Origin of the sequence: Ramlibacter sp. WS9, from assembly GCF_003797765.1 — a bacterium.
GTDB lineage: Bacteria > Pseudomonadota > Gammaproteobacteria > Burkholderiales > Burkholderiaceae_C > Ramlibacter.
This window is the reverse complement of sequence record NZ_RKMB01000014.1, coordinates 111,115-137,213: the sequence shown is the minus strand read 5'-3', so window position 1 is coordinate 137,213 and position 26,099 is coordinate 111,115. Positions and strand designations below refer to the sequence as shown.

27 protein-coding genes and 1 pseudogene are annotated in these 26,099 nt (G+C 66.5%); 14 read left to right on the top strand and 14 right to left on the bottom strand.

Annotation, left to right across the window (positions count from 1 at the left end):
• The first annotated feature begins 1 nt into the window (after position 1).
• From clsB to EEB15_RS20520, 6 genes are all read left to right on the top strand, one after another.
• Entirely contained in the window at positions 2 to 1,219 is a 1,218-nt protein-coding gene (clsB, locus tag EEB15_RS20545; RefSeq protein ID WP_141511744.1) for a cardiolipin synthase ClsB, read from the top strand.
• Between the two features lie 149 nt (positions 1,220 to 1,368).
• Entirely contained in the window at positions 1,369 to 2,094 is a 726-nt protein-coding gene (gene folE, locus EEB15_RS20540) for a GTP cyclohydrolase I (protein WP_141511743.1), read from the top strand.
• Positions 2,095 to 2,096: 2 nt separating this feature from the next.
• Positions 2,097 to 2,519: a BLUF domain-containing protein gene (locus EEB15_RS20535; protein ID WP_141511742.1), complete on the top strand. Its 423-nt coding sequence runs from the start codon at positions 2,097 to 2,099 to the stop codon at positions 2,517 to 2,519.
• 24 nt (positions 2,520 to 2,543) lie between these two features.
• Complete coding sequence (locus EEB15_RS20530; protein ID WP_141511741.1) at positions 2,544 to 3,425, top strand: EamA family transporter; 882 nt, start codon at positions 2,544 to 2,546, stop codon at positions 3,423 to 3,425.
• Positions 3,422 to 4,246: a DUF429 domain-containing protein gene (locus EEB15_RS20525; protein ID WP_141511740.1), complete on the top strand. Its 825-nt coding sequence runs from the start codon at positions 3,422 to 3,424 to the stop codon at positions 4,244 to 4,246. The genes EEB15_RS20530 and EEB15_RS20525 overlap by 4 nt, the downstream gene beginning before the upstream one ends.
• A 28-nt stretch (positions 4,247 to 4,274) precedes the next feature.
• Positions 4,275 to 4,781: a DUF2867 domain-containing protein gene (locus EEB15_RS20520; RefSeq protein WP_158290176.1), complete on the top strand. Its 507-nt coding sequence runs from the start codon at positions 4,275 to 4,277 to the stop codon at positions 4,779 to 4,781.
• On the opposite strand, the gene EEB15_RS20515 is transcribed toward EEB15_RS20520, so the two are convergent.
• From EEB15_RS20515 to EEB15_RS20505, 3 genes are read right to left on the bottom strand one after another with little or no spacing between them, the layout of a single operon-like run.
• A complete protein-coding gene (locus EEB15_RS20515; RefSeq protein ID WP_141511738.1) occupies positions 4,765 to 6,423 on the bottom strand; it encodes a SulP family inorganic anion transporter in 1,659 nt (552 codons plus the stop codon). The genes EEB15_RS20520 and EEB15_RS20515 overlap by 17 nt on opposite strands.
• 29 nt (positions 6,424 to 6,452) lie before the next feature.
• A complete protein-coding gene (locus EEB15_RS20510) occupies positions 6,453 to 7,787 on the bottom strand; it encodes a sulfatase (RefSeq protein WP_141511737.1) in 1,335 nt (444 codons plus the stop codon).
• Positions 7,788 to 7,793: 6 nt separating this feature from the next.
• A complete protein-coding gene (locus EEB15_RS20505; RefSeq protein WP_141511736.1) occupies positions 7,794 to 8,774 on the bottom strand; it encodes a tripartite tricarboxylate transporter substrate binding protein in 981 nt (326 codons plus the stop codon).
• Between the two features lie 66 nt (positions 8,775 to 8,840).
• Between EEB15_RS20505 and EEB15_RS20500 the strand changes: the two genes are divergently transcribed.
• Positions 8,841 to 11,387 carry a ligase-associated DNA damage response DEXH box helicase gene (locus tag EEB15_RS20500; protein ID WP_141511735.1) on the top strand — a complete coding sequence of 849 codons (2,547 nt, stop codon included), beginning with the start codon at positions 8,841 to 8,843 and terminating at the stop codon, positions 11,385 to 11,387.
• A 118-nt stretch (positions 11,388 to 11,505) separates the two neighbouring features.
• Complete coding sequence (locus EEB15_RS20495) at positions 11,506 to 11,913, top strand: BON domain-containing protein (protein WP_141511734.1); 408 nt, start codon at positions 11,506 to 11,508, stop codon at positions 11,911 to 11,913.
• Here the strand turns inward: EEB15_RS20495 and EEB15_RS20490 are convergent.
• From EEB15_RS20490 to EEB15_RS20460, 7 genes are all read right to left on the bottom strand, one after another.
• Positions 11,900 to 13,069: a putative zinc-binding metallopeptidase gene (locus EEB15_RS20490; protein WP_141511733.1), complete on the bottom strand. Its 1,170-nt coding sequence runs from the start codon at positions 13,067 to 13,069 to the stop codon at positions 11,900 to 11,902. The two genes, EEB15_RS20495 and EEB15_RS20490, sit on opposite strands and share 14 nt — an antisense overlap.
• A gap of 27 nt (positions 13,070 to 13,096) precedes the next feature.
• A complete protein-coding gene (locus tag EEB15_RS20485; protein WP_141511732.1) occupies positions 13,097 to 13,411 on the bottom strand; it encodes a BON domain-containing protein in 315 nt (104 codons plus the stop codon).
• A 99-nt stretch (positions 13,412 to 13,510) separates the two neighbouring features.
• Positions 13,511 to 13,999 (bottom strand): hypothetical protein, encoded by a 489-nt coding sequence (locus EEB15_RS20480; protein WP_141511731.1) that lies wholly within the window; start codon positions 13,997 to 13,999, stop codon positions 13,511 to 13,513.
• The gene (locus EEB15_RS20475; RefSeq protein ID WP_233259559.1) at positions 13,996 to 14,376 is read right to left on the bottom strand and encodes a hypothetical protein; all 381 of its coding nucleotides are present in this window, start codon (positions 14,374 to 14,376) and stop codon (positions 13,996 to 13,998) included. Before EEB15_RS20475 ends, EEB15_RS20480 begins: the two co-directional genes overlap by 4 nt.
• Before the next feature lie 21 nt (positions 14,377 to 14,397).
• A complete protein-coding gene (locus EEB15_RS20470; RefSeq protein ID WP_141511730.1) occupies positions 14,398 to 14,757 on the bottom strand; it encodes a DUF883 family protein in 360 nt (119 codons plus the stop codon).
• 36 nt (positions 14,758 to 14,793) lie between these two features.
• Entirely contained in the window at positions 14,794 to 14,958 is a 165-nt protein-coding gene (locus EEB15_RS20465; RefSeq protein WP_141511729.1) for a DUF1328 domain-containing protein, read from the bottom strand.
• A 199-nt stretch (positions 14,959 to 15,157) separates the two neighbouring features.
• The gene (locus EEB15_RS20460) at positions 15,158 to 16,507 is read right to left on the bottom strand and encodes a CHASE3 domain-containing protein (protein ID WP_233259558.1); all 1,350 of its coding nucleotides are present in this window, start codon (positions 16,505 to 16,507) and stop codon (positions 15,158 to 15,160) included.
• Between the two features lie 126 nt (positions 16,508 to 16,633).
• Between EEB15_RS20460 and EEB15_RS20455 the strand changes: the two genes are divergently transcribed.
• A complete protein-coding gene (locus EEB15_RS20455) occupies positions 16,634 to 17,266 on the top strand; it encodes a response regulator transcription factor (protein ID WP_013902425.1) in 633 nt (210 codons plus the stop codon).
• A 13-nt stretch (positions 17,267 to 17,279) separates the two neighbouring features.
• Here the strand turns inward: EEB15_RS20455 and EEB15_RS20450 are convergent, their stop codons facing one another.
• Positions 17,280 to 17,669: a response regulator gene (locus EEB15_RS20450; RefSeq protein WP_141511728.1), complete on the bottom strand. Its 390-nt coding sequence runs from the start codon at positions 17,667 to 17,669 to the stop codon at positions 17,280 to 17,282.
• Between the two features lie 259 nt (positions 17,670 to 17,928).
• Here EEB15_RS20450 and EEB15_RS33735 point away from each other — a divergent pair, with 259 nt between their 5' ends.
• Together EEB15_RS33735 and EEB15_RS20445 are read left to right on the top strand one after the other, a co-directional pair.
• Positions 17,929 to 18,069, top strand: a complete 141-nt coding sequence (locus EEB15_RS33735; protein WP_158290175.1) for a hypothetical protein — start codon at positions 17,929 to 17,931, stop codon at positions 18,067 to 18,069.
• A gap of 8 nt (positions 18,070 to 18,077) precedes the next feature.
• Complete coding sequence (locus EEB15_RS20445) at positions 18,078 to 20,150, top strand: AsmA family protein (protein ID WP_233259557.1); 2,073 nt, start codon at positions 18,078 to 18,080, stop codon at positions 20,148 to 20,150.
• A gap of 20 nt (positions 20,151 to 20,170) precedes the next feature.
• Here the strand turns inward: EEB15_RS20445 and EEB15_RS20440 are convergent, their stop codons facing one another.
• Positions 20,171 to 20,959: a GntR family transcriptional regulator gene (locus tag EEB15_RS20440; RefSeq protein WP_141511726.1), complete on the bottom strand. Its 789-nt coding sequence runs from the start codon at positions 20,957 to 20,959 to the stop codon at positions 20,171 to 20,173.
• Positions 20,960 to 21,062: 103 nt separating this feature from the next.
• Between EEB15_RS20440 and EEB15_RS20435 the strand changes: the two genes are divergently transcribed.
• The 3 genes and pseudogenes from EEB15_RS20435 to EEB15_RS20425 all read left to right on the top strand — a co-directional run bounded on the left by EEB15_RS20435 (position 21,063) and on the right by EEB15_RS20425 (position 23,380).
• Complete coding sequence (locus EEB15_RS20435; protein WP_141511725.1) at positions 21,063 to 21,344, top strand: UxaA family hydrolase; 282 nt, start codon at positions 21,063 to 21,065, stop codon at positions 21,342 to 21,344.
• A 5-nt stretch (positions 21,345 to 21,349) separates the two neighbouring features.
• Positions 21,350 to 22,525, top strand: a complete 1,176-nt coding sequence (locus EEB15_RS20430; protein ID WP_141511724.1) for a UxaA family hydrolase — start codon at positions 21,350 to 21,352, stop codon at positions 22,523 to 22,525.
• Positions 22,525 to 23,380 (top strand): annotated as a pseudogene (locus EEB15_RS20425) (Ldh family oxidoreductase). Before EEB15_RS20430 ends, EEB15_RS20425 begins: the two are co-directional and overlap by 1 nt.
• A 346-nt stretch (positions 23,381 to 23,726) precedes the next feature.
• On the opposite strand, the gene EEB15_RS20420 reads toward EEB15_RS20425, so the two are convergent.
• Positions 23,727 to 24,491 carry a molybdopterin-synthase adenylyltransferase MoeB gene (locus tag EEB15_RS20420; protein ID WP_141511723.1) on the bottom strand — a complete coding sequence of 255 codons (765 nt, stop codon included), beginning with the start codon at positions 24,489 to 24,491 and terminating at the stop codon, positions 23,727 to 23,729.
• A gap of 154 nt (positions 24,492 to 24,645) precedes the next feature.
• Positions 24,646 to 26,085 carry a S41 family peptidase gene (locus EEB15_RS20415; RefSeq protein WP_141511722.1) on the bottom strand — a complete coding sequence of 480 codons (1,440 nt, stop codon included), beginning with the start codon at positions 26,083 to 26,085 and terminating at the stop codon, positions 24,646 to 24,648.
• Positions 26,086 to 26,099: the final 14 nt, after the last annotated feature.

The following is a 26,099-nucleotide window of genomic DNA, read 5'->3' as shown; positions in this document are numbered from 1 at the left end:
GATGGCCCACGCAATTCCTCCGTTGCGCGGCGGCCATTCGGTACGGCTGCTCGAGGGCGCGGTCGAGTTTTTCCCCGCCCTGGTGGATGCCATCGATGGCGCAGTGCATGAAGTGCACATGGAAACGTACATCTTCGACTTCACCGGCAGCAGCGCCGACGTGGCGCATGCGCTGGAGCGCGCGGCGCGCCGCGGCGTCAGCGTGAAGGTCGTCGTCGACGGCTTCGGCAGCGCGCCGCTGCCGAAGCCGTGGGCGGAGCGCTTTCTCGAAGCGGGCGTGCACTGGCTTGTGTATGCGCCGCTGGGCCGGCTGGGTGTGTTCTGGCCGGGGAGCTGGCGGCGCTTGCATCGCAAGCTGTGCGTGATCGACGGCCGCACTGCCTTCTGCGGCGGCATCAACATCCTCGACGATTTCCATGACCCGAACCATGGGCGGCTGGAATCGCCGCGCCTGGACTTCGCCGTCGAGGTGACGGGGCCGCTGGTGGCCGAGGCGTACGCCACGATGGAGCAGTTGTGGCTGCGCATGCAGGCCATGCGAGACATCCGCCATGCAAGGCTGGCGGGCGCGCTGGTGTCGCTGCGCGCTGCTGGCGAGCAGCCACCGCAGGAGGCGGAGGCGTCCGCGCGCGAGCGACCGCGCGACCGCGCCGCGCTGGTGCTGCGCGACAACCTGCGCAACCGCGCAAGCATCGAGCAGGCCTACCGCCGTGCGATCGGACAGGCCCGGAGCGAAGTCATCATCGCCAACGCGTACTTCGCACCCGGACGCAAGATGCGCGACGCACTGATGGCCGCGGCCCGGCGCGGTGTGAAGGTCCAGCTGCTGCTGCAGGGCCGCTACGAGTACTTCATGCAGTACTACGCGGCGCGCCCTATTTACGGCGCCTTGCTCGGCGCCGGCGTGGAGATCCATGAGTATTCGGCAAGCTTCCTGCACGCCAAGGTCGCCGTGATCGACGGCCATTGGGCGACGGTGGGGTCTTCGAACCTCGACCCGCTGAGCCTGCTGCTCGCGCGCGAAGCCAACGTGGTGGTAGAGAACGAGGCATTCGCGCAACTGCTGCGCGAACGGCTCGGGCGTGCGATCCGCGACGAGGGGCGGGCGATGGACCCCCGCGAATTCGGGCACCGGCCGTGGCGCCAGCGGGTCATGGAGGGTGTGGCGCTGGCGTTGATGCGCCTGGCGCTCGCGGTGCAAGGCAAGAAGTATCTGTAGCATGGCCGATCTCGTCGTTCGCCCAGGCCAATACCCTGCAAGACTTGAGATCGCTATTGAAGTTGTAGCGCTCTGCGTAGGCCCGGCAAGGCGCGCTGCGAAAAACCTTGCATTTCTCGGCCAAGGCGGCCGGTGTTACCATTTCGCAAATGCTCATGAAAGCCGAACCGAACCTCCTGCCCGATGACGCTGACGCCGGCACGCCCGTGTCGGTAAAGATCCGCGAGCGCATCGTGGCGGCCCGCAAGCGTTTCCATTCCAACGACAACATCGCCGCTTTCATCGAGCCCGGCGAGCTGGAAAAGCTGCTGGACGAGGTCGAATCGAAGATGCAGGGCGTGCTCGACAGCATGGTCATCGACACTGCGAGCGACCATAACACCGCCAACACCGCGCGCCGCGTTGCCAAGATGTACCTGCAGGAAGTGTTCAAGGGGCGGTACGTCAAGCAACCCGCCATCACCGAATTCCCGAACGCCGAGCATTTGAACGAGCTGATGATCGTCGGCCCGATCACCGTGCGCAGCGCCTGCAGCCACCACTTCTGCCCCGTCATCGGCAAGGTGTGGATCGGCATCATGCCCAACGAGCACACGAACGTCATCGGCCTGTCCAAGTACGCGCGCCTCGCCGAGTGGGTGATGGGCCGTCCGCAGATCCAGGAAGAGGCCGTGGTGCAACTGGCCGACCTGATCATGGAAAAGACCCAGCCCGACGGCCTGGCCATCGTGATGGAAGCCTCGCACTACTGCATGGCCTGGCGCGGCGTGAAAGACATGGACGCCCGGATGATCAACTCGGTCATGCGCGGCGTCTTCCTCAAGGACTCCGCGCTGCGCCGCGAATTCCTGGCCCTCATCCCCGGAAGAAACTAGTTATGTTGGTCAGACTCCTTTACGCCAGCCGGGCGGTGGACACCAGCCCGGACGCTATCGAATCCATCCTGTCGCAAGCGCGCCAGCACAACCCGGAAAACGGCATCACCGGCATCCTCTGCTACGGCGGTGGCATCTTCCTGCAGGCCATCGAAGGCGGCCGCATGCCGGTGAGCGACCTGTTCGGGCACATCCAGAAGGATGCGCGCCACAAAGACGTCGCGCTGCTGCATTACGAAGAGATCTTCGAGCGGCGCTTCGGTGGGTGGAGCATGGGGCAGGTCAACCTGTCGAAGCTCAATCACTCGCTGCTCTTGAAATATTCCGAGAAGCCCGAGCTCGATCCGTATGCGGTGTCCGGCAAGGTTTCGCTCGCGCTCCTTGAAGACTTGATGGCCACCGCCGCAATATGCGGGCGGGTGTGACCCCCCGGGCGGCACAACCTTAGCGTGCCCGCCAGCGCGCTCGCACTCGTCCTCCTCGCCGGCCTGATCCACGCCAGCTGGAACATCGCCGCCAAGAAGGCGGGCGGCGACGTGCGCTTCGCCACGTTCACGGGCCTTGTGATGATGGTGTTCTGGGCGCCGCTGGGCTTCTGGCTGGGCCTGGACCAGATTCCCGCCTGGGGCCGGACCGAGTGGCTGCTGGTGGCTGCCAGCGCCGCCTTGCACACCCTGTACTACATCGTTCTGCTGCGCGGCTACCGCAAGGCGGACCTCACCGTGGTGTATCCGCTCGCGCGCGGCTCGGGGCCGCTGCTCTCGTCGATGGCCGCGATCTTCTTCCTGGGCGAACAGATTTCCACGCTCGGCGCGACCGGCATCGCGGGTGTCGTGGTGGGCGTATTCCTCATCGCGGGCGGGCCTGGCCTGTGGCGTGCGACGCACGATCCGGAGCGCCGGCAGCGCATCCACAAGGGCATGCTCTACGGCGTGATCACCGGTGTCTTCATCGCGAGCTACACGGTGGTGGACGGCTACGCGGTCAAGTTCCTCCTGATGTCGCCCATCCTGCTCGACTACATGGGCAACCTGTTGCGGCTTGTCGTGCTGGTGCCGACAGTCGTGCGCGACATGCCCGCCGCAGCCATCCTCTGGCAGCGCCAGTGGAAGTACGCGGTGTTCGTCGGCATCATCAGCCCGGTGTCTTACGTGCTCGTGCTCTACGCGATGCAGACCGCGCCCTTGTCGCATGTTGCGCCCGCGCGTGAAATCTCCATGTTGTTCGCCGCGTTGATGGGTGGCCAGCTGCTGGGCGAGGGCGACCGTGTACTGCGCTTGTTGGGTGCCGCTTTCATCGGGGCCGGTGTCATGGCGCTGGCAATCGGATGACGACAGTTGCCACGCCGCTCCTGGGCTGCGATTTCTCCAGCACGCCGACGCGCCGCAAGCCCATCGTGCTGGCGCTGGGGCATGAGACGCGCGGACGCGTCGTCCTGGAGCGGCTCGAGAAGATCGAATCGCTCCAAGGATTCGCCGACTGGCTCGCGCAACCGCGAGAGTGGATTGGTGGCTTCGATTTTCCGTTCGGCTTGCCGCGCGAACTGGTGGAGCACCTGGGCTGGCCGCTGGCGTGGCGCGAGTGCATGGACCACTACGCGAAGCTGTCGCGCGCCGAGATCCGCGACACTTTCGCCGCCTTCTGCAACGCGCGGCCCGCGGGCTCCAAGTTCGCGCATCGCGCCTTCGACAAGCTCGCGGGCTCCAGTCCCTCGATGAAATGGGTCAACCCGCCGGTGGCCTACATGCTGCACGCGGCGCTGCCGTTGCTGCTGGCGGCGGGCGTCCACATTCCGGGCCTGCACGAAGGCGACACGGCGCGCGTGGCGCTCGAGGCGTATCCCGGCCTGCTGGCGCGCGAAGTGCTCGGCAGGCGCAGCTACAAGAGCGACGACAAGGCCAAGCAGACGCCCGACCGCCTGATCGCGCGCAAGGACCTGCTCACCGCCCTGGAGATCGGCCAGACGCGGCTCGACCTGCGCCTGAAGCTCACGCACGCGCAGCGCGACGCGCTGGTGCACGACGCCAGCGGCGACAGCCTGGACGCGGTGCTGTGCCTCGTGCAGGCAGCCTGGGCGCAGCGGCACGGTGCCCCGCGCTATGGCCTGCCGGACCATCTCGACCCGCTGGAAGGCTGGATCATTTCCGCTTGACGGGCCCGGCATGGAGTACAAAGGACCCATGGCCACTTTGAATCCTTCCATCCTGCTCATCCCCACGCCGCCGCAGGCCGAGCAAAGCTCCGGCCTGCCGCGCATCGATTTCGCGGACTGCTACCACGGGCATGTGGCGCGCGCCGGTATCACGGCGATGCAAGTCGCGCGGGCGGCGTTCGACAAGCCGCCGGGCTGGGTCGATGGGCTGATGGCCGTGCGCGACGGCGTCGTGGGCCGCCTGGGCCTGAAGACAGCGCGCGATGCCGCTGCGGCGGCGACGGGCTCGAAGGCCGGGATCTTTCCCATCATTTCCGAAATGCCCAACGAGGTGGTGCTGGGCCTGGACGACAAGCACCTGGACTTTCGCATCTGGGTCTCGGTGCAAGGCATGGACGGCGGCACCGATGTGCGCATGTCGACGCTGGTGCGGTTGCATGGCCGGCCAGGCCGCATCTACCTCGCGGCGGTCATGCCGTTCCACAAGCTGCTGTCGCGCCACATGCTGCGGCGCGCGCTCAAGTCGCTGGGCTGATTTGCCCGAACGCGTGCAGCGCGTCGGCGTCGGTGCGGTACATGGCGAGAAGCGGGCTGTCGTACAGCGCGCCGGCCTTGCGCAGCACGCGCTCCACCGGCAGTTTGATGCCGCTGATGTGCAGGCGGATGCCGCGTTCTTCGAGTGACTTGCGCAGCTGGACGAATACTTCCACGCCGGTCGTGTCCACGCGGTTGATCGGCTGCGCGAACAGGCACACATGGCGCGTTTGCGGATGCGCGCCCAGGTGCTCGATGATGTTGCGCTCGAAAGCGCTGGCCGAGGCGAAGTCGAGTTCATCGTCCATGCGCAGTGCATAGAGGCCGTGGGCCAGTGGCGGCAGTTTCCACAAGTGCCGGTCGCGCAGGCTGCCGTCGGGGTGCAGGCCGACTTCGATGATGCGCGGGTGCAGGCGCAGGTACAGGAAGTGCGCGAGCCCCAGCACCACGCCTGCCAGCACGCCCCAATAAATGCGCGGAGCCGTGAGCACCGTCACGGCGAAAGTCACCAGCGCGGTGACGCCCTCTACGCGGTCGATGTGCCAGAGGCGCAGCAGCGAGGCTGGCTTGAACAGACCGGCCACCGCCGTGACGACCACCGCCGCAAGCACCGCGCTCGGCACGTGGTACAGCGCCGGCGTCAGGAACAGCAACACCAGCAGCACGACGCCGCACGACAGCACCGTCGCCCAGCCCGTTCGCGCGCCCGAGTACAGGGTGATCGCCGAACGCGAAAACGAGGTGCTGGTGGGGAAGCTGCCGGAGAAAGCCGCCGCGAGTTTGCCCATGCCTTGGCCGATGAGGTCCTGGCCCGCGTCCCAGCGCTTGCCGTCGCGCCGGGCTTCGATCTTCGCGCTGCTGGCCATTTCGAGCGAACTGACCAGCGCGATCACCAGCGCCGGCACGACGAGAGCGCCGAGCGATGCCCACGCCGGCAGGCCCGGCCAGTAGAGCGAGGGCAGGCCCTGGGGAAGCGTGCCGATGACGGCGCCGTGAGTGGAGTAGCCACTCCATGCGCTGATCGCGCCGGCCACCGCGATCACGATCAACACCATCGGCAGGCGCGGCGCGTACCGCTTGCCGGCGACGAACAACGCCACGCTTGCGACGCCAAAGCCGAGAGCGGCGGTGTCGAATGATGGCGATTGCCACAAGGTGGACAAGGCGCCGCGCAACCCGATCAGGGTGGGAACCTGCGAGACGATGATGAGCAGTGCGGCGGCCTGGCTGAAGCCCGCGAGCACGGGCGAGCTCACCAGGTTCAGCACCCAGTCGGCGCGCGCTGCGCCCAGCCCGAGCTGGATCGCGCCCGAGAGCAGCGCCAGCCACACCGCCAGCGCGATCCATTGGGCACTGCCCGGCTCGGCCAGGCCGACGAGCGACGTGCCGACCAGCACGCTGGTCAGTGCCGACGGCCCGACGGAGAGCCGGGTCGAACCGCTGAACAGCACGGCGAAGAGCGCGGGGAGAAACGTCGCGTAGAGCCCTGTGATCAGCGGCATGCCGGCCAGGCCGGCATACGCCACCGACTGCGGGATCATCACGACGGCCACCGTCAGGCTGGCGGCCAACTCGCCGCGCAGCAAGGCCGCGTCCGGGCGCGGCCATCGGAGGAAGGGGAGCCAGCGCCCGAGGTTCGACATGCCGCAAGTATGCAATGACAGACCCGTTGCTACCGCTGCGGCATGTCCTTCACCGAATACCCCAGGCTCACGGTCGCGTCGTCGGGGATCGGCGGCATCGTGGCATTCCATCGCTCCCAGGCTTCGCGCATGGTCACCAGACGCTCCGGCTCACGCGGGGCATGGTTGGCGCGCTCGCGTTCATCCGAGGCGATGTCGAACAGGTAATCGATGCCATCGACACGCAGGTATTTCCAGCGGCCGTCGCGCAGCGCGCGCTGCCCGCGGTGATTCATTCGCCAATGCAATGGGCGGGGGAAACTGTGGCTCGCATCACGCAGCACCGGCAACAGCGACAGGCCATCGAGTGGGTAATCCGGATCGGCCGGTACACCCGCGGCATCGAGCATCGTGGCCGACCAGTCCATGGTCATGCAGTGCTGCGCGCTCACGCCGCCAGCCGCGATGGCCCGCGGCCAATGCGCGATCCACGGCACGCGGATGCCGCCTTCGGTCAGGTCCATCTTGCCGCCCACGAGCGGCCAGTTGTCGGAGAAGCGCTCGCCCCCGTTGTCGCTGGTGAAGACCACGAGCGTGTTGTCCGCGACACCGTGCGCGCGCAGTGCGTCCATCAGCCAGCCGACGCCCTCGTCCATGTGGCGGATCATCTTGCGGTAGCTGTGGATGTTGCCGCCGTGCAGGTGGAACAGGTTGCCCTTGACCTCCTGCGCCAGGGCCTCGTCGTCCCGCGTTTCCCAGGGCCAATGCGGCGCCGTGTAGTGCAGGCTGAGGAAGAACGGCGCACCTCCGCCCGCCATCCGGCCGACGTAGTCCACGGCGCGGTGCGAAATCAGGTCGGTGAGGTAGCCCTCTTCGTTCTTCTCCTCGTCGCCCGCCCACAGGTCGTGCGTTCCGGTGGAAGCGCAATGCGTGAAGTAGTCGACGCCCCCGGACATGGGGCCGAAGAACTCCTCATAGCCGGAGCGCAACGGACCGAACGCGGGTGGATAGCCGAGGTGCCATTTGCCGATCAGCGCCGTGCGGTAGCCTGCATCCTTCAGCAATGACGGCAGCGTCGGGTGCTCCGGCGGCAGGCCCAGCGTGGTGCTGCCGCGGCTCTTGCTGTTGATCGGTTCCTCCGCCGCGCCGCGCAGGCGGTATTGATAGCGCGCCGTCATGAGCGCGAAGCGCGTGGGCGAACACACCGGCGAATTTGAGTATCCCTGTGTGAACTTCAACCCATTGGCGGCCAGGCCGTCCAGCACCGGGGAGACCGCGCCGAAATCCGCCGGCCGGGCGCCGTAGCATCCCAGGTCGGCGAAGCCCAGGTCGTCCGCGACGATGAAGATGATGTTGGGCCGGGCGACGGCAGCGGCAGGTGTCATGCGATTTCAATCGGTTGCCACGAAATTCGTTGCCCGCATGATGCGGCCCCACCGGGCGGTGTCTTCCCGCATCGTCTGCAGAAGCGCCTCAGGCCCATCGCCAACCGGGTACATGCCGTTGACCAGCAACTGCTGGCGCACCTCCCGCGAATTCACGGCCCTGGCGAACTCCGCGCGGAGCCGGTCGACAATCGGCTGGGGCGTGCGCGCCGGCGCGTAGTACGAAAACCATGCGGAGGCCACCACGTCCTTGTATCCCTGCTCGGTGAACGTGGGGATCGCTGGCATCGGCGGCGAGCGCCGCGCGCCACTGGTGGCCAGCACCTTGACGCGGCCGGTGGGCAGCATCGTGATCGCGCCGCCCACGGTGTCGAAGTAGAGCGGGACCGTGCCGCCCATGACGTCCTGGCGTGCCGGGGTCGAACCGCGATAGGGCACGTGCACCATTTGCAGCCCTGCGGCGCGATTGAGCATTTCCCCGAGGAAATGCGATGGCGTGCCGGCCCCATAAGAGGCGAAGCTCACCTTGTTGCCCTGGCCCTTGGCCCAGCCGACGAATTCGGCCAGAGTGTTCGCGGGGACATCCTTGTGCACGACCATCGCCAGCTCGAAGCTCGCCGCGTTGACGATGGGCACGAAATCCTTGAACGGGTCGTAGTTGAGGTTCTTGTAGGCATTGGGGAACATGACCATCTGGCCGGCCGTCCCCAGGAGCAGGGTGTAGCCATCGGGTTCCGCGTTCTTCACCGCTTCCACGGCGATCCGCCCTGCCGCGCCGCCCCGGTTGTCGATCACCAGCGTGCCGAGCGATTGGCGCACCGCATCGGCGATGGCGCGCGTGAGCACGTCCTGCGTCCCGCCGGCGGGCACGCCGATCAGCACCTTGATGGGCTTGGACGGGTAGGCCTGTGCGAGCGCGAGCGGCGAGGCCGCGGCAGCCGCGAGGGCGGCCATCGCCTGGCGGCGGGTGAGACGAGCTTGGGACATCGGGCAACTCCTGCACGCCCACTGTAATCCCCCGCACAATCGATCGTTCAAGAATATTCGCTATCGATGCCCGCCCGTCCTTCTCCGTCACCGGACGAACCGCTGGAGCTCCGTGATGCCACGCCGGCGCAGCAGTGGCTCGCCGCGCGCGGCTGGCAACCCTTCGAATTCCAGCGGGATGTGTGGCGGGCCGTGGCCGAGGGACGCAGCGGCATGCTGCACGCGACGACCGGCTCCGGCAAGACCTACGCCGTGTGGCTGGGCATGCTGGACCAGTTGCTACAGCGCCATCCGCCGGCCCGCGGCGCCGAACCGCTGCGCGCGATCTGGCTTACGCCGATGCGTGCGCTCGCGTCCGACACCACCAAAGCCATCGCGGAACCGCTGCGCGACATGGCGCCCGAGTGGACGATCGGCCAGCGCACCGGGGACACGCCGAGCGCCGAGCGGGCCCGGCAGGACAGGCGCTTTCCCACGGTGCTGGTCACCACGCCGGAGTCGCTCAGCCTCATGCTCACGCGCGAGCATGCAAGAGAGGAATTGACCGGCGTCGAGTACGTCGTCGTCGATGAGTGGCACGAGCTGATCGGCAGCAAACGAGGCGTGCAGACCCAGCTGGCGATTGCGAGGCTGTGGCGATTCAATCCACGGCTGGTGGTATGGGGGTTGAGCGCGACTCTGGGCAACCTGCAGGAGGCGATGGAAGTTCTTTGCAATCCTGGGCTTGATCCGGGACCGACCTCGGCGCGACCGGATGGATTGCGGGTCGCAATGACAAGTGCGGCAGCACCGTTGCTGGTGCGCGGCAGGATCGACAAGAGCCTCATCATCGACACGCTGATCCCACCGGACCCCGGCAAGTATTCCTGGGCCGGCCACCTCGGCTCGCGCATGCAGCAACCCGTGGTCGACGAGATCGCGAAGTCCGGGACGACGCTGGTGTTCACCAACGTACGCTCGCAGGCCGAGATCTGGTACCAGCTGCTGCTGGAGGCCAAGCCGGAGTGGGCGGGTGAGATCGCGCTGCACCACGGCTCCATGGACAAGGCCACGCGCGAATGGGTCGAGCAGGGCCTGAAAGAGGGCAACCTGCGCGCCGTCGTGGCAACGTCGTCGCTCGACCTCGGCGTGGACTTCCTGCCGGTCGAACGCGTGCTGCAGATCGGCTCGGCGAAGGGCGTCGCGCGCATGATGCAACGCGCCGGACGTAGCGGGCACGCGCCCGGCCGCGCGAGCCGGCTGACACTGGTTCCGACCAACACCATGGAGATCATCGAGGCCGCAGCCGCGCGCCGCGCAGCGCACGCCGGCCGTGTGGAGCAGCGCGACGCGCCCGACCAGCCGCTCGACGTCTTGGTGCAGCACCTTGTGACGATCGCGCTGGGCGGCGGCTTCCAGGCGGAGGAGCTCTACGGCGAGGTGCGCACCGCGTGGTCCTACCGCAAGCTCACCCAGGCGGAGTTCGATTGGGCCCTGGCGTTCTGCTCACGGGGCGGCGACAGTCTCACGGCCTACCCCGACTACCACCGCATCGCCCTGGACGAGGAGGGGGTGTGGCGGGTGCGCGAACGCGCCATCGCCAAGCGCCACCGGCTGGGCATCGGCACCATCGTCAGCGATGCGGCGATGCAGGTGAAGTACATGAGCGGCGCGAACCTCGGCACGATCGAGGAAGGTTTCATCGCCCGGCTTCGCAAGGGCGATTGCTTCTTCTTCGCGGGGCGCCTGCTCGAATTCATCCGGGCGCAGGACATGGCCGCGTACGTGAAGAAGGCGACGCGCAAGAAGGGCACGGTCCCCACCTGGCAAGGCAGCAAGATGGCGCTGTCCACGGAATTGGGCGATGCAGTTCTGGAGATGATGCAGCGGGCGGCCCAGGGCGACTTCTTCGAACCCGAGCTGGAAGCCGCGCGCCCGATGCTGTTGACGCAGCAGCGCCTCTCGCGCATTCCGACGCCGGACACGATGCTGGTCGAGACCTTCAAGTCGCGCGAGGGCTACCACCTCTACGTCTACCCCTTTGCCGGCCGCCATGTGCACCTGGGCCTGGCGAGCCTCTTGGCCTGGCGGCTCGCGCGCGAGAAGCCCAATACCTTCAGCATGTCGGTCAACGACTATGGCTTCGAACTGGTCAGTGCCGAAGAGTTCGACCTGCGGCCGGTGGTGGACCAGCGAGTGTTCACCACGGCGAACCTGCTGCAGGACGTGCTGGCTTCGCTCAACTCCACCGAGCTGGCCCAACGCCGTTTCCGCGAGATCGCGCGGGTGGCGGGGCTGGTTTTCTCCGGCTACCCCGGCCAGCACAAGAGCGCCAAACAGCTGCAGGCTTCGAGCGGGCTCTTCTTCGAAGTCTTTCGAAAATACGACAAAGGCAACTTGCTGTTGACGCAGGCGGAACGTGAAGTGCTGAGCCAGGAACTGGAGATTTCGCGCCTGCGCGCCACGCTCAGCCGCATCCTGCGCAAGCCCGTGGATTTCGCGGAGCTGCGCCACCCCAGCCCGATGAGCCTGCCGCTGATGGTCGAACGTTTCCGCGAGCAGCTCACCACCGAGCAGCTGTCGACGCGGCTTGACCGCATCCTGAAAGACATGGAAGGCGATAGCGCCACCTGATCCGTTGTCCTACAGGCGCATCGGAGGGTTTCCCACGGCGGCGCTGGCGCCACCCCTGGAACATGGTGGCTGCCGGGCCCATCGGGCCCCGAATCAACCCTTGAAGAAAGGAATCCCCATGAAATCCTCCAAACAACGAGGCCTGCTGGCCGTCTCTTCCCTGGCCATGCTGCTGGCGCTGGGCGCATGCAACCGCGCAGACGACGGCACCGTGGGTGACCGCGTGGGCGCGGGCGCCGCAGGAGTCGAGCAGGCTGCGCGCAATGCGGCTGACGACACGAAGGCGATGGGCGCCGCGGCGGCCGACAAGGTCGATGACGGCATGATCACCACCAAGGTCAACGCGGCCCTGGTCGCCGACAAGGACTTGAGCGCGGTGAAGATCAACGTCGACACCAAGGATGGCGTGGTCACGCTCACCGGGCCGGCACCGAGCCCCGAGGCGGCCCTTCAGGCGACCAGGATCGCCAAGGACATCAAGGGCGTGGTTTCCGTCAACAACCAGCTGGTCGTCAAGGCGGGCTGACCACGGGCTGATCCGCCGCCTGCGCTTCGCCGGATTGGCACGACGCCGCGTCCGCGCCTTCCCCCGCGCCTGCCGCCTGGGGCGCGTGGATGACGTCGTGCACGAAGCGCAACTTCTCCAGCGCTCCGGCCGTCAGCGCGAACGGGTACGCATCGTCCTGGCCCAGGCTCCGGTTGAGGCTGTTGAGCAGCAACGTCAGCGGGACCCACTGCTCCACCAACTGGTCGAAGTCGTTGTCGCCCGCGTCGAACGGGTTGCTCACTTCTTCAGGGTCTTCGTCCTCGCTGCCTGGCACTACCACGCGCGTGCTGTACGACGACGCGGTCTCCATCAGGTCGACCATGTGCAGGTAGTGCGCCCAGGTTTCGGCCCAGTCCTCCCAAGGGTGGGCCGTCGCGTACGCGCTGACATGACGCGACTGCCAGCCGGCCGGCGCGCCGCCCGCGGCATAGTGGTTCTGTAGCGCCTGCCCGTAGTTCGCCTGCTCGTCCCCGAACATCTCGCGGAACGCGTCGATGCGTCCGCTGCCCAGAATGAGCCGGTCCCAATAGAAATGGCCTGACTCGTGGCGCAAGTGGCCGAGCAGCGTGCGATACGGTTCGTGCAGGGCAAGGCGGCGGCGGACCCGCTCGTCGTCGTCGGCCTCCGCGATGTTGAGTGTGATGAGGCCCTGGCAATGGCCGGTCAGGACTTGCTGCCCCGGAAGCTCCGCGAGGAATTCGAACATCGGCCCGTCGGTTCGGCCATCGGTCGTATCGACAGAGACCAGCCGCAGTTTGGCCAGGGTGTAGAAAAGGCGCCGCTTGGCGATCTCGATGCGATACCAGCGGTCATGGTTTTCGGGGACGGAAAGATCCGGCAGCAAGCGGGTCTGCCGGCATGAGGCGCACAGTGCGTTCGGGTCACCCGAACGCAGCGCGAAATTGCAGGCCTGGTGCAGGGTGTGGTTGCCGCACAGGCGGTAGCGGCGCTGGTCCGCCTTGCGCCTGTTCCGGGTCTTGCGCTGCCAAAGGCCCGACGCGTCACCGGGCACCGGCTCCACTGCGCACAGGGCCAGCCGGTCCGGCAGGAAGGCCAGGGCGCTGCCGCACTGGAGGCACTGCACGTTCTCGAAGAACAGCGGGTGCCCGCAGTTGTCGCAGCGAAAGGTCTTCATCGGGCCGGTTGGGCCTCCAGACGCACGTTACGGACGGACGGCCAGGTTGTTGCGCACTTCACGCACGCCCTTGGTATTGCGCGCGATGAATTCGGCCTGGGCCTTTTCGCTGTTGGACTTGGCAAAGCCCGAAAGCGCAACCGTCCCGTTGAGCGTTTCGACCTTGATGGCGCCGGCGTCCACGCTCTTGTCTTCGACGAACTTGGCCTTCACCGCGGTGGTGATGGCGGCGTCGTCCACATAGGCGCCTACGGTTTCCTGGCCGCGGACGACCGCACAGCCGGTGCTGACGATGGTGGCGCCTGCCACCAGGGCGAAGGCGAGGGCTCGGGCGTATTTCATGACTATCTCCTGAGTTGATCAAGTTTCTCGGTGCCTGGATTCAAATTGCCCGCCGGACTGGCACCCCACCATCCAGCTTGCGTTCGTTCATTCACTCGTTCATTCGTAAGGACGCCGCTGGTCCTTCTGGAAGTCGGCCGCGGACAGCGCCGACATCACCAGCGTGGACACCTGCGACGACTTGAGCACGGCCGCCAGCAGCCCGCCCACCGTGATCAGGCGCCAGGGCCGCGCGACCACCACGACGGCACCCACCGCGGCCGCGATCGCCAGGTACTGCACGGGCTTGCGGTACGCATAGTTCGAGAGCACCGGTGTGGCGAGTTCGACGCCCATATGCGCCGGGTGATGCCGCCACCAGGTCCTGAGTGCACGCCTGGCGTGTGCGAACCAGCCGGCTATGCCTTCGCGCTCTTCCCATTCGCGCTCTTCGTAAGATGTCCAACCGTCCTGCGCATGTTCACGCTGCCGATCCTGGGCACGGTGTTCGCGTGCGGCGCCGTCGTCGCGGTTGCCGCGGCCCCGGCGCTGTACCTGCGCGATGATCGCGAGGCGGGTGCGTGCCAGCCTGTCCCCGGCATCGCTCATGATTGCGACCCGAGCGTGCGGAGCGTCTGGGCATCGGCGTCGAGTTGGGCCTTGAGTTCGGTGAAGGCCTTCGAGGGAAGGTGCTGCCGGGCGACCGTCCACGCGGCCACGGCCAGCGCCAGCGGCGCGCCTGGCGCTACAACCAGCATCCAGTGGAACTGGCCGTGCATGACACCCAGCATCACCGCCACCCCGGCCAGGATCACGAACGCCAGCAGGCCAACCCCAACGACGGCCCACGCGATGACACGCTTCGCGACTTCGCCTCCCACGGAAGACGCTTCTTCCTGCACCAGCGCCGCGTAACCGGCCATGTGGTCGATGACCAGCTCCGGCTTGTGGATCAGTACCGAAAAGATGGGATGAAGCATGGCCATGGGCGGCGTCCGTCCGGCGTATCAGTAGTCGCGGTCGCTGCGGCGGCGCAATGCCAGCACCAGCGCTGCGACGGCGGCGCCGACGGCAGCGGCGATGAGCGCCGACTTCACGGGCTGTTCGGTGACATAGCGGCTGGTCGCGTGCGCGTACTGGCCGAGCTGCCGTTGCGCCGCGGCGGCAGCGTCGCTGGCAGAGGTCACGCCCTTGCTGGCGAGATCCTTCACGCCGTAGCGCAGGTCGCGCACTCTTTCGCCGGCTTTCTCGATGGCCTGCGAGGCGAACTGCCGCGTGTTTTCGAGCGCGTTGCCGGTGGCGTCGTACGCCTCGTCGGCGTAGCCGGAGGCTCCTGTGCGGAGCTTGGTGCTGGTCGGGGTGGTCATGGTGTCGTTCCTCTGCTTTGTTGATGGTTGTGGCGGCTAGCCCTTGCGCACGATGCTGACGACGAAGGCGACGACGGCCATGATGACGAACACGAAGAACAGGATCTTCGCGATCTCCACCGCGCCGGCGGCAATGCCACCAAAGCCGAACAGCGCCGCGATCAGCGCGATCACCAGGAACACAATGGCGTAGTGCAGCATGTCGATCTCCTTGCGGGGGCGCGCCCGGGCCGGGCGTCCTGCGTGCACCTGCACACCGAACGCCTGGGGCTAGGTTAGACCGCGCACCGCCGCGCTGTTGATCGGCGGCGCGCCTGAGTCGTTGTCGGTAGGGGGGATGGGCGGATGTAGGAATCCGCCGACTGGCGATGGGGAAGTTTCGGAAAAACGCCCGCGGGCGTCAGGCCGCCGCGAGCACCTTGGGCATCACCGCCGAAATGCGTGTGCCGCTGCCCGGCGTGGAGTTCACCATCAGACGGCCGCCCGCTGCTTCGACGCGGTGCCGCATGCCGGCGAGGCCGTGGGTCGAAGGCCGCACATTGCCCACGTCGAACCCCTTGCCATTGTCTCGAATGTCCACTTCGACGTGGTTGTCGTAGTCGCGCACGCTGACCTCGACCTGGCTGGCTTCGGCATATTTGCTGACGTTCGTGAGCGATTCCTGCACCAGCCGGTACACGGTGAGCTGGCGCGATTCGTCCAGGTCGACCTGTTCGAGCCCCGTCGTGATTTCGATGCCCGAGCGTTCCGAAAATTCCCGCGCCAGGATCTCGAGCGACGCCGTCAGGCCCAGGTTGGACAGCGACGAGGGCCGCAGGTCCTCGATGATGCGGCGCTTGAGCGCAATGCCGCTATTGAGCGAGTCGGTCAAATGCTGCAGCCGCTGCCCGATCTCCGGCGGCTGCGTGGACAGCCGCGACTTCAGCCGTGCGACGTCGAGTTTCGCCGCCGTCAGCAGGGCGCCCAGCTCGTCGTGCAGTTCGCGCGCCAGGTGGCCGCGCTCTTCCTCGCGCACGTTCTGCAGGTGGGTGGCAAGCTCGGCGAGCGTGGCAGTGCGTTCGCGCACCTGGCGTTCGAGCAGGTCGCGCTCCTGCTGCAGCACCTTCTGCTGCTGTTCGCCCGCCAGCTTGAGCGCCGTGGTCTGGCGCAGGTAGAGGTAGAACGCCAGCAGGCCCGCCATGGTGACGGTGGCGATGCCGATGCGCGACAGCATCAGCGAGCGGTGCACCTGCACCTGGCTGACTTCCATGCGGTGGCTCGACGAGTTGATGAGCTTGACCGCTTCTTCGCGGATCGCGTCCATGTGTTCCTTGCCGACGTCCGTCATGAGCACGAACTTCCATGCGTCGTCGTTGCCCTGCTTGCGCAGGCGCACCGAAAGGTCCATCTCGGCGAGCTTGCGCTGCACGTTGCGGCTCAGCTGGGCCAGTGTGGCGAAGTCGTCCGCGCTCGGTGTGTAGATGAGGCGCAGCGCGTCGAGCTGCTGGCCGACCTCGGCCACGGCCGTGTTGTATGGGTCGAGGTAGCGTGGATCACCGGTCAGCAGGTAGCCGCGCTGGCCGGTCTCGGCGTCCAGGATGTTCTGCAGCACGCGGTTGAGCGATGCGCGGGTGCGCGATGCTTCGGCGATGTCGTTCAGGGCGCGGCTGGACTGGGCGAAGCCCGTTTCATTGATCGCGATGAGAATGCAGGCCGCCAGGAGGGCCAGCGCGAGGCTGATGCCCATGCGCGGCATTGAGAACGAACGCATGAATCTCATCCCAAATCACCGTGGTTTTGCATAAAATCGTGCATAGTCATGACTGAAGGGTAAGCCCAGGGCGCCGAAAGTTCGGCACAATGGGCTCCGATACAAGACCTACGAAAGAGAACAGACATGATCAAAGTCGGCATTGTGGATGACCACGCGATCGTCCGGTCCGGACTGAAGCAGTTCTTTTCCGAACAGGTTGATCTGCGTGTGGTGGGAGAAGCAGCCAGCGGCCGCGAAGCGATCGATCTGGTGCGCACCACGGAGCTGGATGTCCTGGTGATGGACTTGTCGATGCCCGGGCAAAGCGGCATCGATGCCCTGGGCATGATCCGCGCGAAGGCGCCGGACGTCGGCATCCTGATCCTCTCGGGCTATCCCGAAGAGCACTACGCGATGAACCTGATCCGCCAGGGCGCCAGCGGCTACCTGAACAAGGAATGCGAACCGATGGAGATCGTCAACGCGATCCGCACCATCGCACTGGGCCGCCGCTACATCTCCCCCGCGGTGGCGGAACTGCTCGCGCAGCAGCTCAATCGCAAGGAAGGGGGCGCTCCTCACGAGCAGCTTTCCGAGCGCGAGTTCCAGGTGTTCCTCAAGCTCGCCAAGGGCGAGACCGCGGGCGACATCGCCAAGGCGCTGTCGCTGAGCGTGAAGACCGTCAGCACCTACCGCACCCGCCTGATGGAAAAAATGAGCCTGGCATCGAACAGCGACCTCACCTATTACGCGTTGAAGAACAAACTGATCGACTGATCAGTCGCCGGGCTCAAGCGCCCGGCCTCGGCGCCTCGCACAGCGCGATGCAGTACTCCACGAGCGCGTCGATCTCATTCGATTTGTCAAAGACCGCGTCGGCGCCCAGCTGCAGGCAGCGCTTGCGCATGTCTGCCGTCGCGTAGTTGCTCAGCACCACGACGCGCTGCTTCGGGTTGCGGCCACGGCATGCTTCCAGCACCCCCAACCCGCTGCCTTGCTTCAGGAACAGGTCGACGATGGTGAGCTCCCACTGGCCTTCGTTGCCCGCCAGCCAGCTCTTGGCCTCGTTCTCGGTTTCGGCCCAACCCAGGGCCTTGATCGACGCCAGTTCCTCCAGCGTCCCGATCAGGTTTTCACGAATCGTGGCGTTGTCTTCGACAATGTAAGTTCTCAAATCCACAGTGGGTCATTCATGGCGGTGGCGGTGCGTCCGGCGCACTTTTGTGAGGCTGGCGGCTGACCGATCTGTATCTCCATGTTTCCCCGCGCGAGGCCTTCATTCTGCCAGCCGTCCAGGTGGCGTTCGGTAGGATGTTTCCTACAGACGCGATGTAGGCACCCGCCGACAGGGGGTCTCGCAAGGTACTGACCGATGAACACTTTTTCACTGCGTACACTTGCTTGAAACAAGCCGGGGCACCTGCCCAGGAACGCGCAAGATGAAGTTGTTGATTCAATCCGCCATGATCTTCTTCGGCACCCTGATGGCTGCGGGCCTGGTCGCGCTCGGCGAGCCGGCAGGCGGGGCGTCGGCGACTGTCGCCACGAACGCGGTCATGGCCAAGGCCACGCAACGGTGACGGGACACATGGATGGCGCACCCACGATGCCTCAGCCCCATGGCCACGCGCTGTGGGTCAAGGTGCTTGCGGCAGTGGCGGTGGTCGCGGTTCTGCTGGTGCTCCTGGCGGCATTCTTTCCTTGGGACGTTCTGCGCGGCCCGCTGAATCGCTACGTGTCCGAGAGGACCGGCCGTCACTTCGAAATCACACGGCACCTGGACGTGAAGCTCGGACGCACCACGCGCATCCTGGCAGACGGCATCGAGTTCGCCAATCCCGATTGGGCGCACGACCCGATGCTGGTGAAGGCGCAGAGCGCCGAGATCCAGATCAACCTGCTGCCGCTCCTGCGCAGCCGCATCGAAATGCCGTTGATCCGGCTGCACAAGCCGCAACTGGGGTTGCAGATCGAGCCGGACGGACGCCGCAGCTGGTCGCTCGGCCTCGACACGGGCGACCCGCGCAACAACCCCGAAATCGGCGCGCTGGTGGTCGACGAGGGCAGCATGCATTTCGTCGCGTCGCACAGGGGCGCCGACATCCACACCGAGTTCGCCATCAGCGACCAGGCGGACCTGCCTCTCTCGTTCAAGTCGCGCGGCACCTGGCAGAAGGAGCCTTTCACGGCCCAGGGCCGTACCGGCAACGTGCTGTACCTCAGTGCCCCGCTGCAGAATCCTTTCCCGATGGAGATGCAAGCCGTTGCTGGGCGCACCACGCTCAAGGCCAGTGGATTGGTCTCCAGCCTCGCAACGCTCGACGGGGCCAACGCGTCGTTCACGCTGCAGGGCCAGAACTGGGCGGACCTGTACAAACTGGTCGGCGTCGTGCTGCCGTCGACGCCACGCTATTCGCTCAGCGGCCGGCTCTCCAAGCAGGGCGAAGTGTGGTGGGTCAAGCAGATCAACGGCAAGATGGGCAACACCGACATGAGCGGTGAGTTGTCGTTCGACCGCACGGGCAAGGTGCCGCTGCTTGCGGGCAAGATGCAATCGCGTTCGCTCGACTTCGATGACCTGGCTCCGCTGGTGGGCTTGCCCGAGCAGCCGCGCAGTGCGGCGGCTGTTCCGCAAGTCCCGGGCGCGAGGGCCGTACCGGCCGATGCGCGGCGCGCGCGTCCTTCGCGAGACCCCGCGCGCAAGGTGCTGCCCACGGCATCGCTGGACGTTCCTCGGTTGAAGGCGATGGATGCCGACGTGCACTACCAGGCCGCGCGCGTCACGCACGCAAAGAAATTGCCGCTGGAGCGCATGAAGGTCCACGTGCGCATGAACGAGGGCGTTCTCCAACTCGATCCGCTCGACGTGGGCATCGCCGGCGGCAGCGTGGTGGGGCGCCTTCGCATCAATGGCAACAGCAACCCGGCGCAGGCCGAGGTGAGCCTGGACGCGCGGTCGCTCGAGCTGAACAAGCTGTTGCCCGGCGTGAAGCTGGCGCGCGCGAGTTTCGGCAAGATCCACGGCGACATCGACCTGAAGGGCCGGGGCAACTCGGTGGCGACGATGCTGGGCACTGCCGGCGGCAACGTCGCGATGTTGATGGGGCGCGGCGAGATCAGCAACCTGCTGATGGAGTTCGCCGGCATCGACGGTGCCGAAATCATCAAGTTCATGATGCGTGGGGACCAGAACGTGAAGCTGCGTTGCGCCGGGGCCGCGTTCGACGTCAACCAGGGCCTGATGACCAGCCGGGCGCTGGTGTTCGATACCGATGACACCGTGGTGTATGGCAATGGGCAGGTGAGCCTGGCCAACGAATCGCTCGACCTCACGCTGCATCCGTACCCGAAGGACATGAGCATCCTGTCGCTGCGCTCGCCCCTCAAGATGGCCGGCAGCTTCGCCTCGCCGAAGCTGGGGCCCGACAAGGGCGCCCTGGCAGGCAAGGCCGGTGTCGTGCTGGCCCTCGCGGCCGTCAACCCTTTGCTGGGCCTGGCGGCGACGATCGAGACAGGACCCGGCAAGGATGCGGATTGCGGACCGGCATTGCGTGAGGCTGCCTCACCGTACGCCGCGGCGCGCATCGCGGCGATGTCGCAGCCCGACGTGCAGAAGAAGGCCGCCAAACTCGGCGGCCCGGCCGGGCTCTACGGGCCGTAACGCGCCTTCGCGAGACAGCGCTACCCCTTCGACAGCAGGCTGACGTAGTCGTGCGCGGCGGTGTTGATCGTCGAGATGCGGTATTCCACGGGCTTGTCGCCGAAGGTCAGCGCGACGCGATGCACTTCCAGCACCGGCACGCCGACCGCCACCCCGAGAATGCGCGCGGTCTCCCGCCCTGCGGAAACGGCCCGCGCCCGCTCGCGCGCGCGCAGCACGGTGATGCCATGGTCGGTCTGGTACAGGTTGTAGATGGTGCTGGGCCGCGACAGGAAGCGCTGCTCGGTCAGGCCCTTGAACGTGTGTGCGGAGACCACCAGGCGGTCGTGCACCACGGCCCTGCCGCCGAGCGACAGCCGGTTGTCGATGCGCACCACCGGGTCGCCCGGGTGCAACCGCAGCACCGCGGCCTCGACCTCGTCGGCGCGCCCCCGTGCGAAGCCCACGCAGTCCACCTGTGGATACTCGCGTTCGCGCAGGCTGGCTTCGAGCGGGAACTCCTCGCGAGGCTCGACATGGAAGAACTGGAACAGGAAGCGGTCGTCGGTGTGCAGGGCGACGAACGTCCCCTTGCCCTGGTGGCGCACCAGCACATGTTCGTGCACCAGCTCGTCCACGGCCTTGCGCAGTGTTCCGATGCTCACGCCCAGCGCTTGCGCGATGACGCTCTCGTTGGGCAAGTTATCGCCCGGCCCGTAGCCGCCGCTTTCGACGACTCGCTGCAACTCGCGCTTCACCTGCCGGTAGAGCGGGCCCGGCCCGCCCGCGGCAACGCGCTGCAGTCCATGCGGGCGAACGGGCGATGTCATCCAGCCAGTGTAGTTCAGCCGTTCAAGTCATCTATATGACCTGGTTGACAGCGGCCTGCGCCGGCGGAAACACTGCGCGCTGCCCCCTAGTTGGAGAAAACCCTTGATTCATTTCGTTTTGCACGACCCCCACGACACCGTGGCGGTCGTGGTGGTGGAAGGCGTGAAGGCCGGCACCGAGTTGACCGGCTGGGTGATGGACGAGGACCGCATGGTGCAGCTCACCGCGCGGCAGGACATCCCCATCGGCCACAAGATCGCGCTGGCGGACATGGCCGTCGGCGACACGGTCATGAAGTACGGCATCGACATGGGGAAGGTCGTCCAGCCCATCCGGGCAGGCCAGCATGCCCATGTCCACAACATCAAGACCAAGCGGTGGTGAGCAGCATGTCCAACATCGATAGAGACACCACTTTTCTGGGCTACCGCCGCGAGAACGGCCGCGTCGGCGTGCGCAATCACGTCATTGTCCTGCCGCTGGACGACCTGTCCAACGCGGCGGCCGAGGCGGTGGCCCACAACATCAAAGGCGCACTGGCGATCCCGCATCCGTACGGCCGCCTGCAGTTCGGCGCGGACCTGGAACTGCACTTCCGCACACTGATCGGCACCGGCTGCAACCCCAACGTCGCGGCGGTCGTCGTTATCGGCATCGAGGACGGCTGGACCAAGAAAGTAGTGGACGGCATCGCCGCGACGGGCAAGCCGGTCACGGGCTTCGGCATTGAAGGCCACGGCGACCACGACACCATCATGCGGGCCAGCAAGGCCGCGCGCGAGTACGTGCAATGGGCCAGCGAAAAGCAGCGGGAGCATTGCGGCATCGCCGAGCTCTGGGTCTCCACCAAGTGCGGTGAATCCGACACGACGTCGGGCTGCGGGGCGAATCCCACCGTGGGAAACGCCTTCGACAAGCTCCACCCGCTGGGCAACTACCTGTGCTTCGGCGAAACAACGGAGCTGACCGGCGGCGAGCAGATCGTGGCGGCCCGCTGCGCCAACGACGCGGTGCGCGAAAAGTTCATGTTCATGTTCAACCGCTACCAGGACGTGATCAACCGCCACAAGACCAGCGACCTGTCGGATTCGCAGCCGACCAAGGGCAACATCGCCGGCGGCCTGACGACGATCGAGGAGAAGGCGCTGGGCAACATCCAGAAGATCGGCAAGACCTGCACGGTGGACGGCGTGATCGACAAGGCCGAGACGCCGACGCACTCGGGCCTGTGGTTCATGGATTCGTCCAGTGCCGCGGCCGAGATGGTGACGCTGTGCGCCGCCTCCGGCTACGCGGTGCATTTCTTCCCGACGGGCCAAGGCAACGTGATCGGCAACCCGATCCTGCCGGTGATCAAGATCTGCGCGAACCCCCGCACGGTGCGGCTCATGAGCGAGCACATCGACGTGGACACCTCGGGCCTGCTGCAGCGTGAGATCACGCTCGACCGCGCGGGCGACATGCTGCTCGAATCGATGCTGCGCACCGCCAATGGCCGACTGACAGCGGCCGAGGCGCTCGGCCACAGGGAGTTCGTGCTGACGCGGCTCTACGAGTCGGCTTGATGGCCCGCGTTTCGTGGGGCGAAGCGATCGTGCTCGCGGCCGGAGCGCTGCGCGAAGCGGGCGCGAGCGACGCGATGGCACAGAGCACCGCGCGTGCGCTGGTGCTTGCGCAGGCGCAAGGCATCGCATCGCACGGCCTCTCGCGTGTGGCGCAGTACGCCACGCACTTGCGCAATGGGCGTGCGGACGGAAAGGCGGTCGCGGCGGTCGCACGGCGCAAGGGCGCGGCACTGCTGGTGGATGCGCGGCAGGGCCTCGCGTTTCCTGCACTTCGCCAATTCGCCGGCAGCGATGCCGGCGGCTGGGGGCAAGCATCCGGTGTTCGGCACCAACCCGGTGGCGGCCGTGTTCCCGCGCCGTGGCGTCGATCCGTTGATGATCGACTTGTCGCTCTCCGAAGTGGCGCGCGGCAAACTGATGGTCGCGGCGAAAGAGGGCCAGTCCATTCCACTGGGCTGGGCGCTGGACAAGGATGGCCGGCCCACCACCGACCCGCGCGCGGGCCTCGAAGGGTCGATGCTCCCCATCGGCGCGGCCAGCAGCCCCAAAGGCGCGATGCTGGCGCTGATCGTCGAACTGCTGGTGGTGGCGTTGACCGGCGCGCGTTTCGGCTTCGAGGCCTCGTCGTTCTTCGTTGACGAGGGCGATGTGCCGCGCATCGGGCAGGCTTTCCTGCTGATCGACCCGTCGGCGCTCGCCGGCAGCGATGTCTACCTCGATCGCATCGAAGCGCTGATCAGTGAAATGATCGTGGACGATGGCGTGCGGTTGGCGGGAGAGCGGCGTTTGGCGCTGGAGCGGAAGGCTCGCGAAGAGGGTGTCGAGATCCCCGACGAGCTGTCATTGCGGGCTTAGCCCACTGCTGCCCGAAATCTGATCTCATCGAAGCGCTGCACAGCGACCTGTGCGGAGGCATGGACGCCGGGTGGCCGATGCAGCGAATGTCCCCCGTCGGCCTCCGGCCTCCCTCCTCCTTTATTTCGCCGCATCGGCCACCCGGCATCCATGGGGGACCGAGTTGGCGCGCGACGGTCGAATACCGACAACGTCTCCCGGATCGGGGTGGTGGGGCGCTCTGCGCAGCGAAATAAAGGAGGAGGGAGCGGCTTGCCGCGACGGGGGACATTCGCAGCGCAGAGTGCCCCGTCGCCCCGATCCCGCCCCGCGATGTCGATATGGATTTTCCGAGGGCTCGCTCGGATCAAGTCCGGGATGGCAGCCGCGTGGAGCAGACGGGGCAAGCCGCATTGCGCGGCACCCGAACTTCGTTCCACTCCATCACGCGTGCATCGAGCATCTGCAGCCGCCCGGCGAGCGAAGTGCCCGCGCCACTCAGCAACTTGAGTGCCTCTGCCGCCTGCATGGCGCCGATGATGCCCACGAGCGGCGCGAACACGCCCATGGTTGCGCAACGCGTTTCCTCGAATTCGTCGGACGGCGCGAACACGCAGGCATAACAGGGCGACTTCTCGTCGCGAGTGTCGTACACCGAGATCTGGCCGTCGAAGCGGATCGCCGCGCCCGACACCAACGGCTTGCCGTGCCTCACGCAGGCAGCGTTCACCGCGTGCCGCGTCTTGAAGTTATCGCAGCAATCGATTACCACGTCGGCCTTGGGCACCAGCTCGTCGAGCAGTTGCGCATCGGCGCGCTCGACCACAGGCACCACCAGCACTTCGGGATTGATGTCGCCCACGGCGCGCTGCGCCGACAGCGCCTTGGGTTGGCCCACGCGTGCCAGGTTGTGCGCGATCTGCCGCTGCAGGTTGGTCACGTCCACTGCGTCATGATCGACCAGCGTGATGCGACCGACGCCCGCCGTGCCCAGGTACAGCGCCACCGGCGACCCCAGCCCGCCGGCGCCGATGACCAGCGCATGCGCGGCCATCAGCCGCTCCTGGCCTTCGACCCCGATCTCCTCGAGCAGGATGTGGCGTGAATAGCGCAGCAGCTGGTCGTCCGTCATGCGGCGATTGTGGAACAAAAAGAAAAGCCGGCTGGTCGCCGGCTTCTTTTCCAGGGCCGCCGCGGAACCGGCTTTGCCGGGCCGCTGGTGGCGCCCCTTGCGGGGGAGAGGGCAAAGCCCCGAGGGGGCATCGCCGCAGGCGCTTCGGGGTGGGCTAGTTGTCCTTCTTTTCGCTCTTGTTCTCGACGACCTGGGTCTTGCTGATCAGCACCGGGCGGCCCTTGAGCTGGTTCAGTGCCTGCACCAGCTGGAAGTCCTTGTCGCTGCCGAACTCGGGCACCTTGCGGTCGGCGGCAGGCTTCCTGGCCTCTTCCTCGGCCTTCTTGCGGGCTTCCTCGCGCGCCTTTTCGCGGGCCGGGTCTTTCGTCTCGGCGCCCTGGCCGCTGCCAAGGTGTTTGTCCAGGTCGGCTTCACGGGTGCGCAGCAGCGAGAAGACGTTGCCTTCTTCGGATTCGTCGATCATGACGTCGGGCACGATGCCGCGGGCCTGGATCGATTTGCCGCTGGGCGTGTAGTAGCGGGCGGTGGTGAGCTTGAGGCCGGTGTCCGGGCCCAGCGGACGGACGGTCTGGACGGAGCCCTTGCCGAACGTCTGGCTGCCCAGGACCTTGGCGCGCTTGTGGTCTTGCAGGGCGCCAGCCACGATTTCGCTGGCCGAGGCCGAGCCTTCGTTGACCAGCACCACCAGCGGCACCGTCTTCAGGCCAGCGGGCAGCCGGCGCAGCGGGTCGGCACCGGCGCGGCGCTGGTAGAACTCCGGAGCGGCCTTGTAGATGAACTTGCTCTCGGCCAGCTGGCCGTTGGTCGACACCACCGTCACGTTTTCAGGCAGGAAGGCGGCGGAAATGGCCACGGCGGCGTCCAGCAGGCCGCCCGGGTCATTGCGCAGGTCCAGCACCATGCCCTTCAGGTTGGGCTCGGCCTTGTAGATCTCCTCGATCTTCTTGGCGAAGTCATCGACCGTGCGCTCCTGGAACTGCGACAGGCGGATCCAGCCGTAGCCGGGCTCGATCACCTTGCCACGCACCGATTGGGTGCGGATTTCTTCACGGGTGATGGTGACCGGGAACGTGCGGTTCTCGTCCTTGCGGAAGATGGTCAGCATCACCTTGGTGTTGGGCTCGCCGCGCATGCGCTTGACGGCGTCGTTCAGCGACAGGCCCTTGACCACGGTGTCGTCGATCTTCGTGATCAGGTCGTTGGGCTTGAGGCCGGCGCGGTAGGCGGGCGATCCTTCGATCGGCGACACCACCTTGACCAGGCCGTCTTCCTGGGAAATCTCGATGCCCACGCCGACGAAGCGGCCGGACGTGCCTTCGCGGAATTCCTTGAATGACTTCTTGTCGAAGTACTGCGAGTGAGGGTCCAGGCTGGCCACCATGCCGGAAATGGCGTCGGTGATCAGCTTTTTCTCGTCGACGGGTTCGACATAGTCGCTTTTGACCATGCCGAACACGGCCGCCAGCTGCTGCAGCTCTTCCAGCGGTAGCGGCGCCAGGGAGCCACGGGCCACCGTCTGCAACGAGACCGTCGTCAGCGCACCGGCAAGGGCGCCTACAGAAATCCAGCCGGCAATCTTGAGTTTGTGGCTCATGTCAAAAACATCCA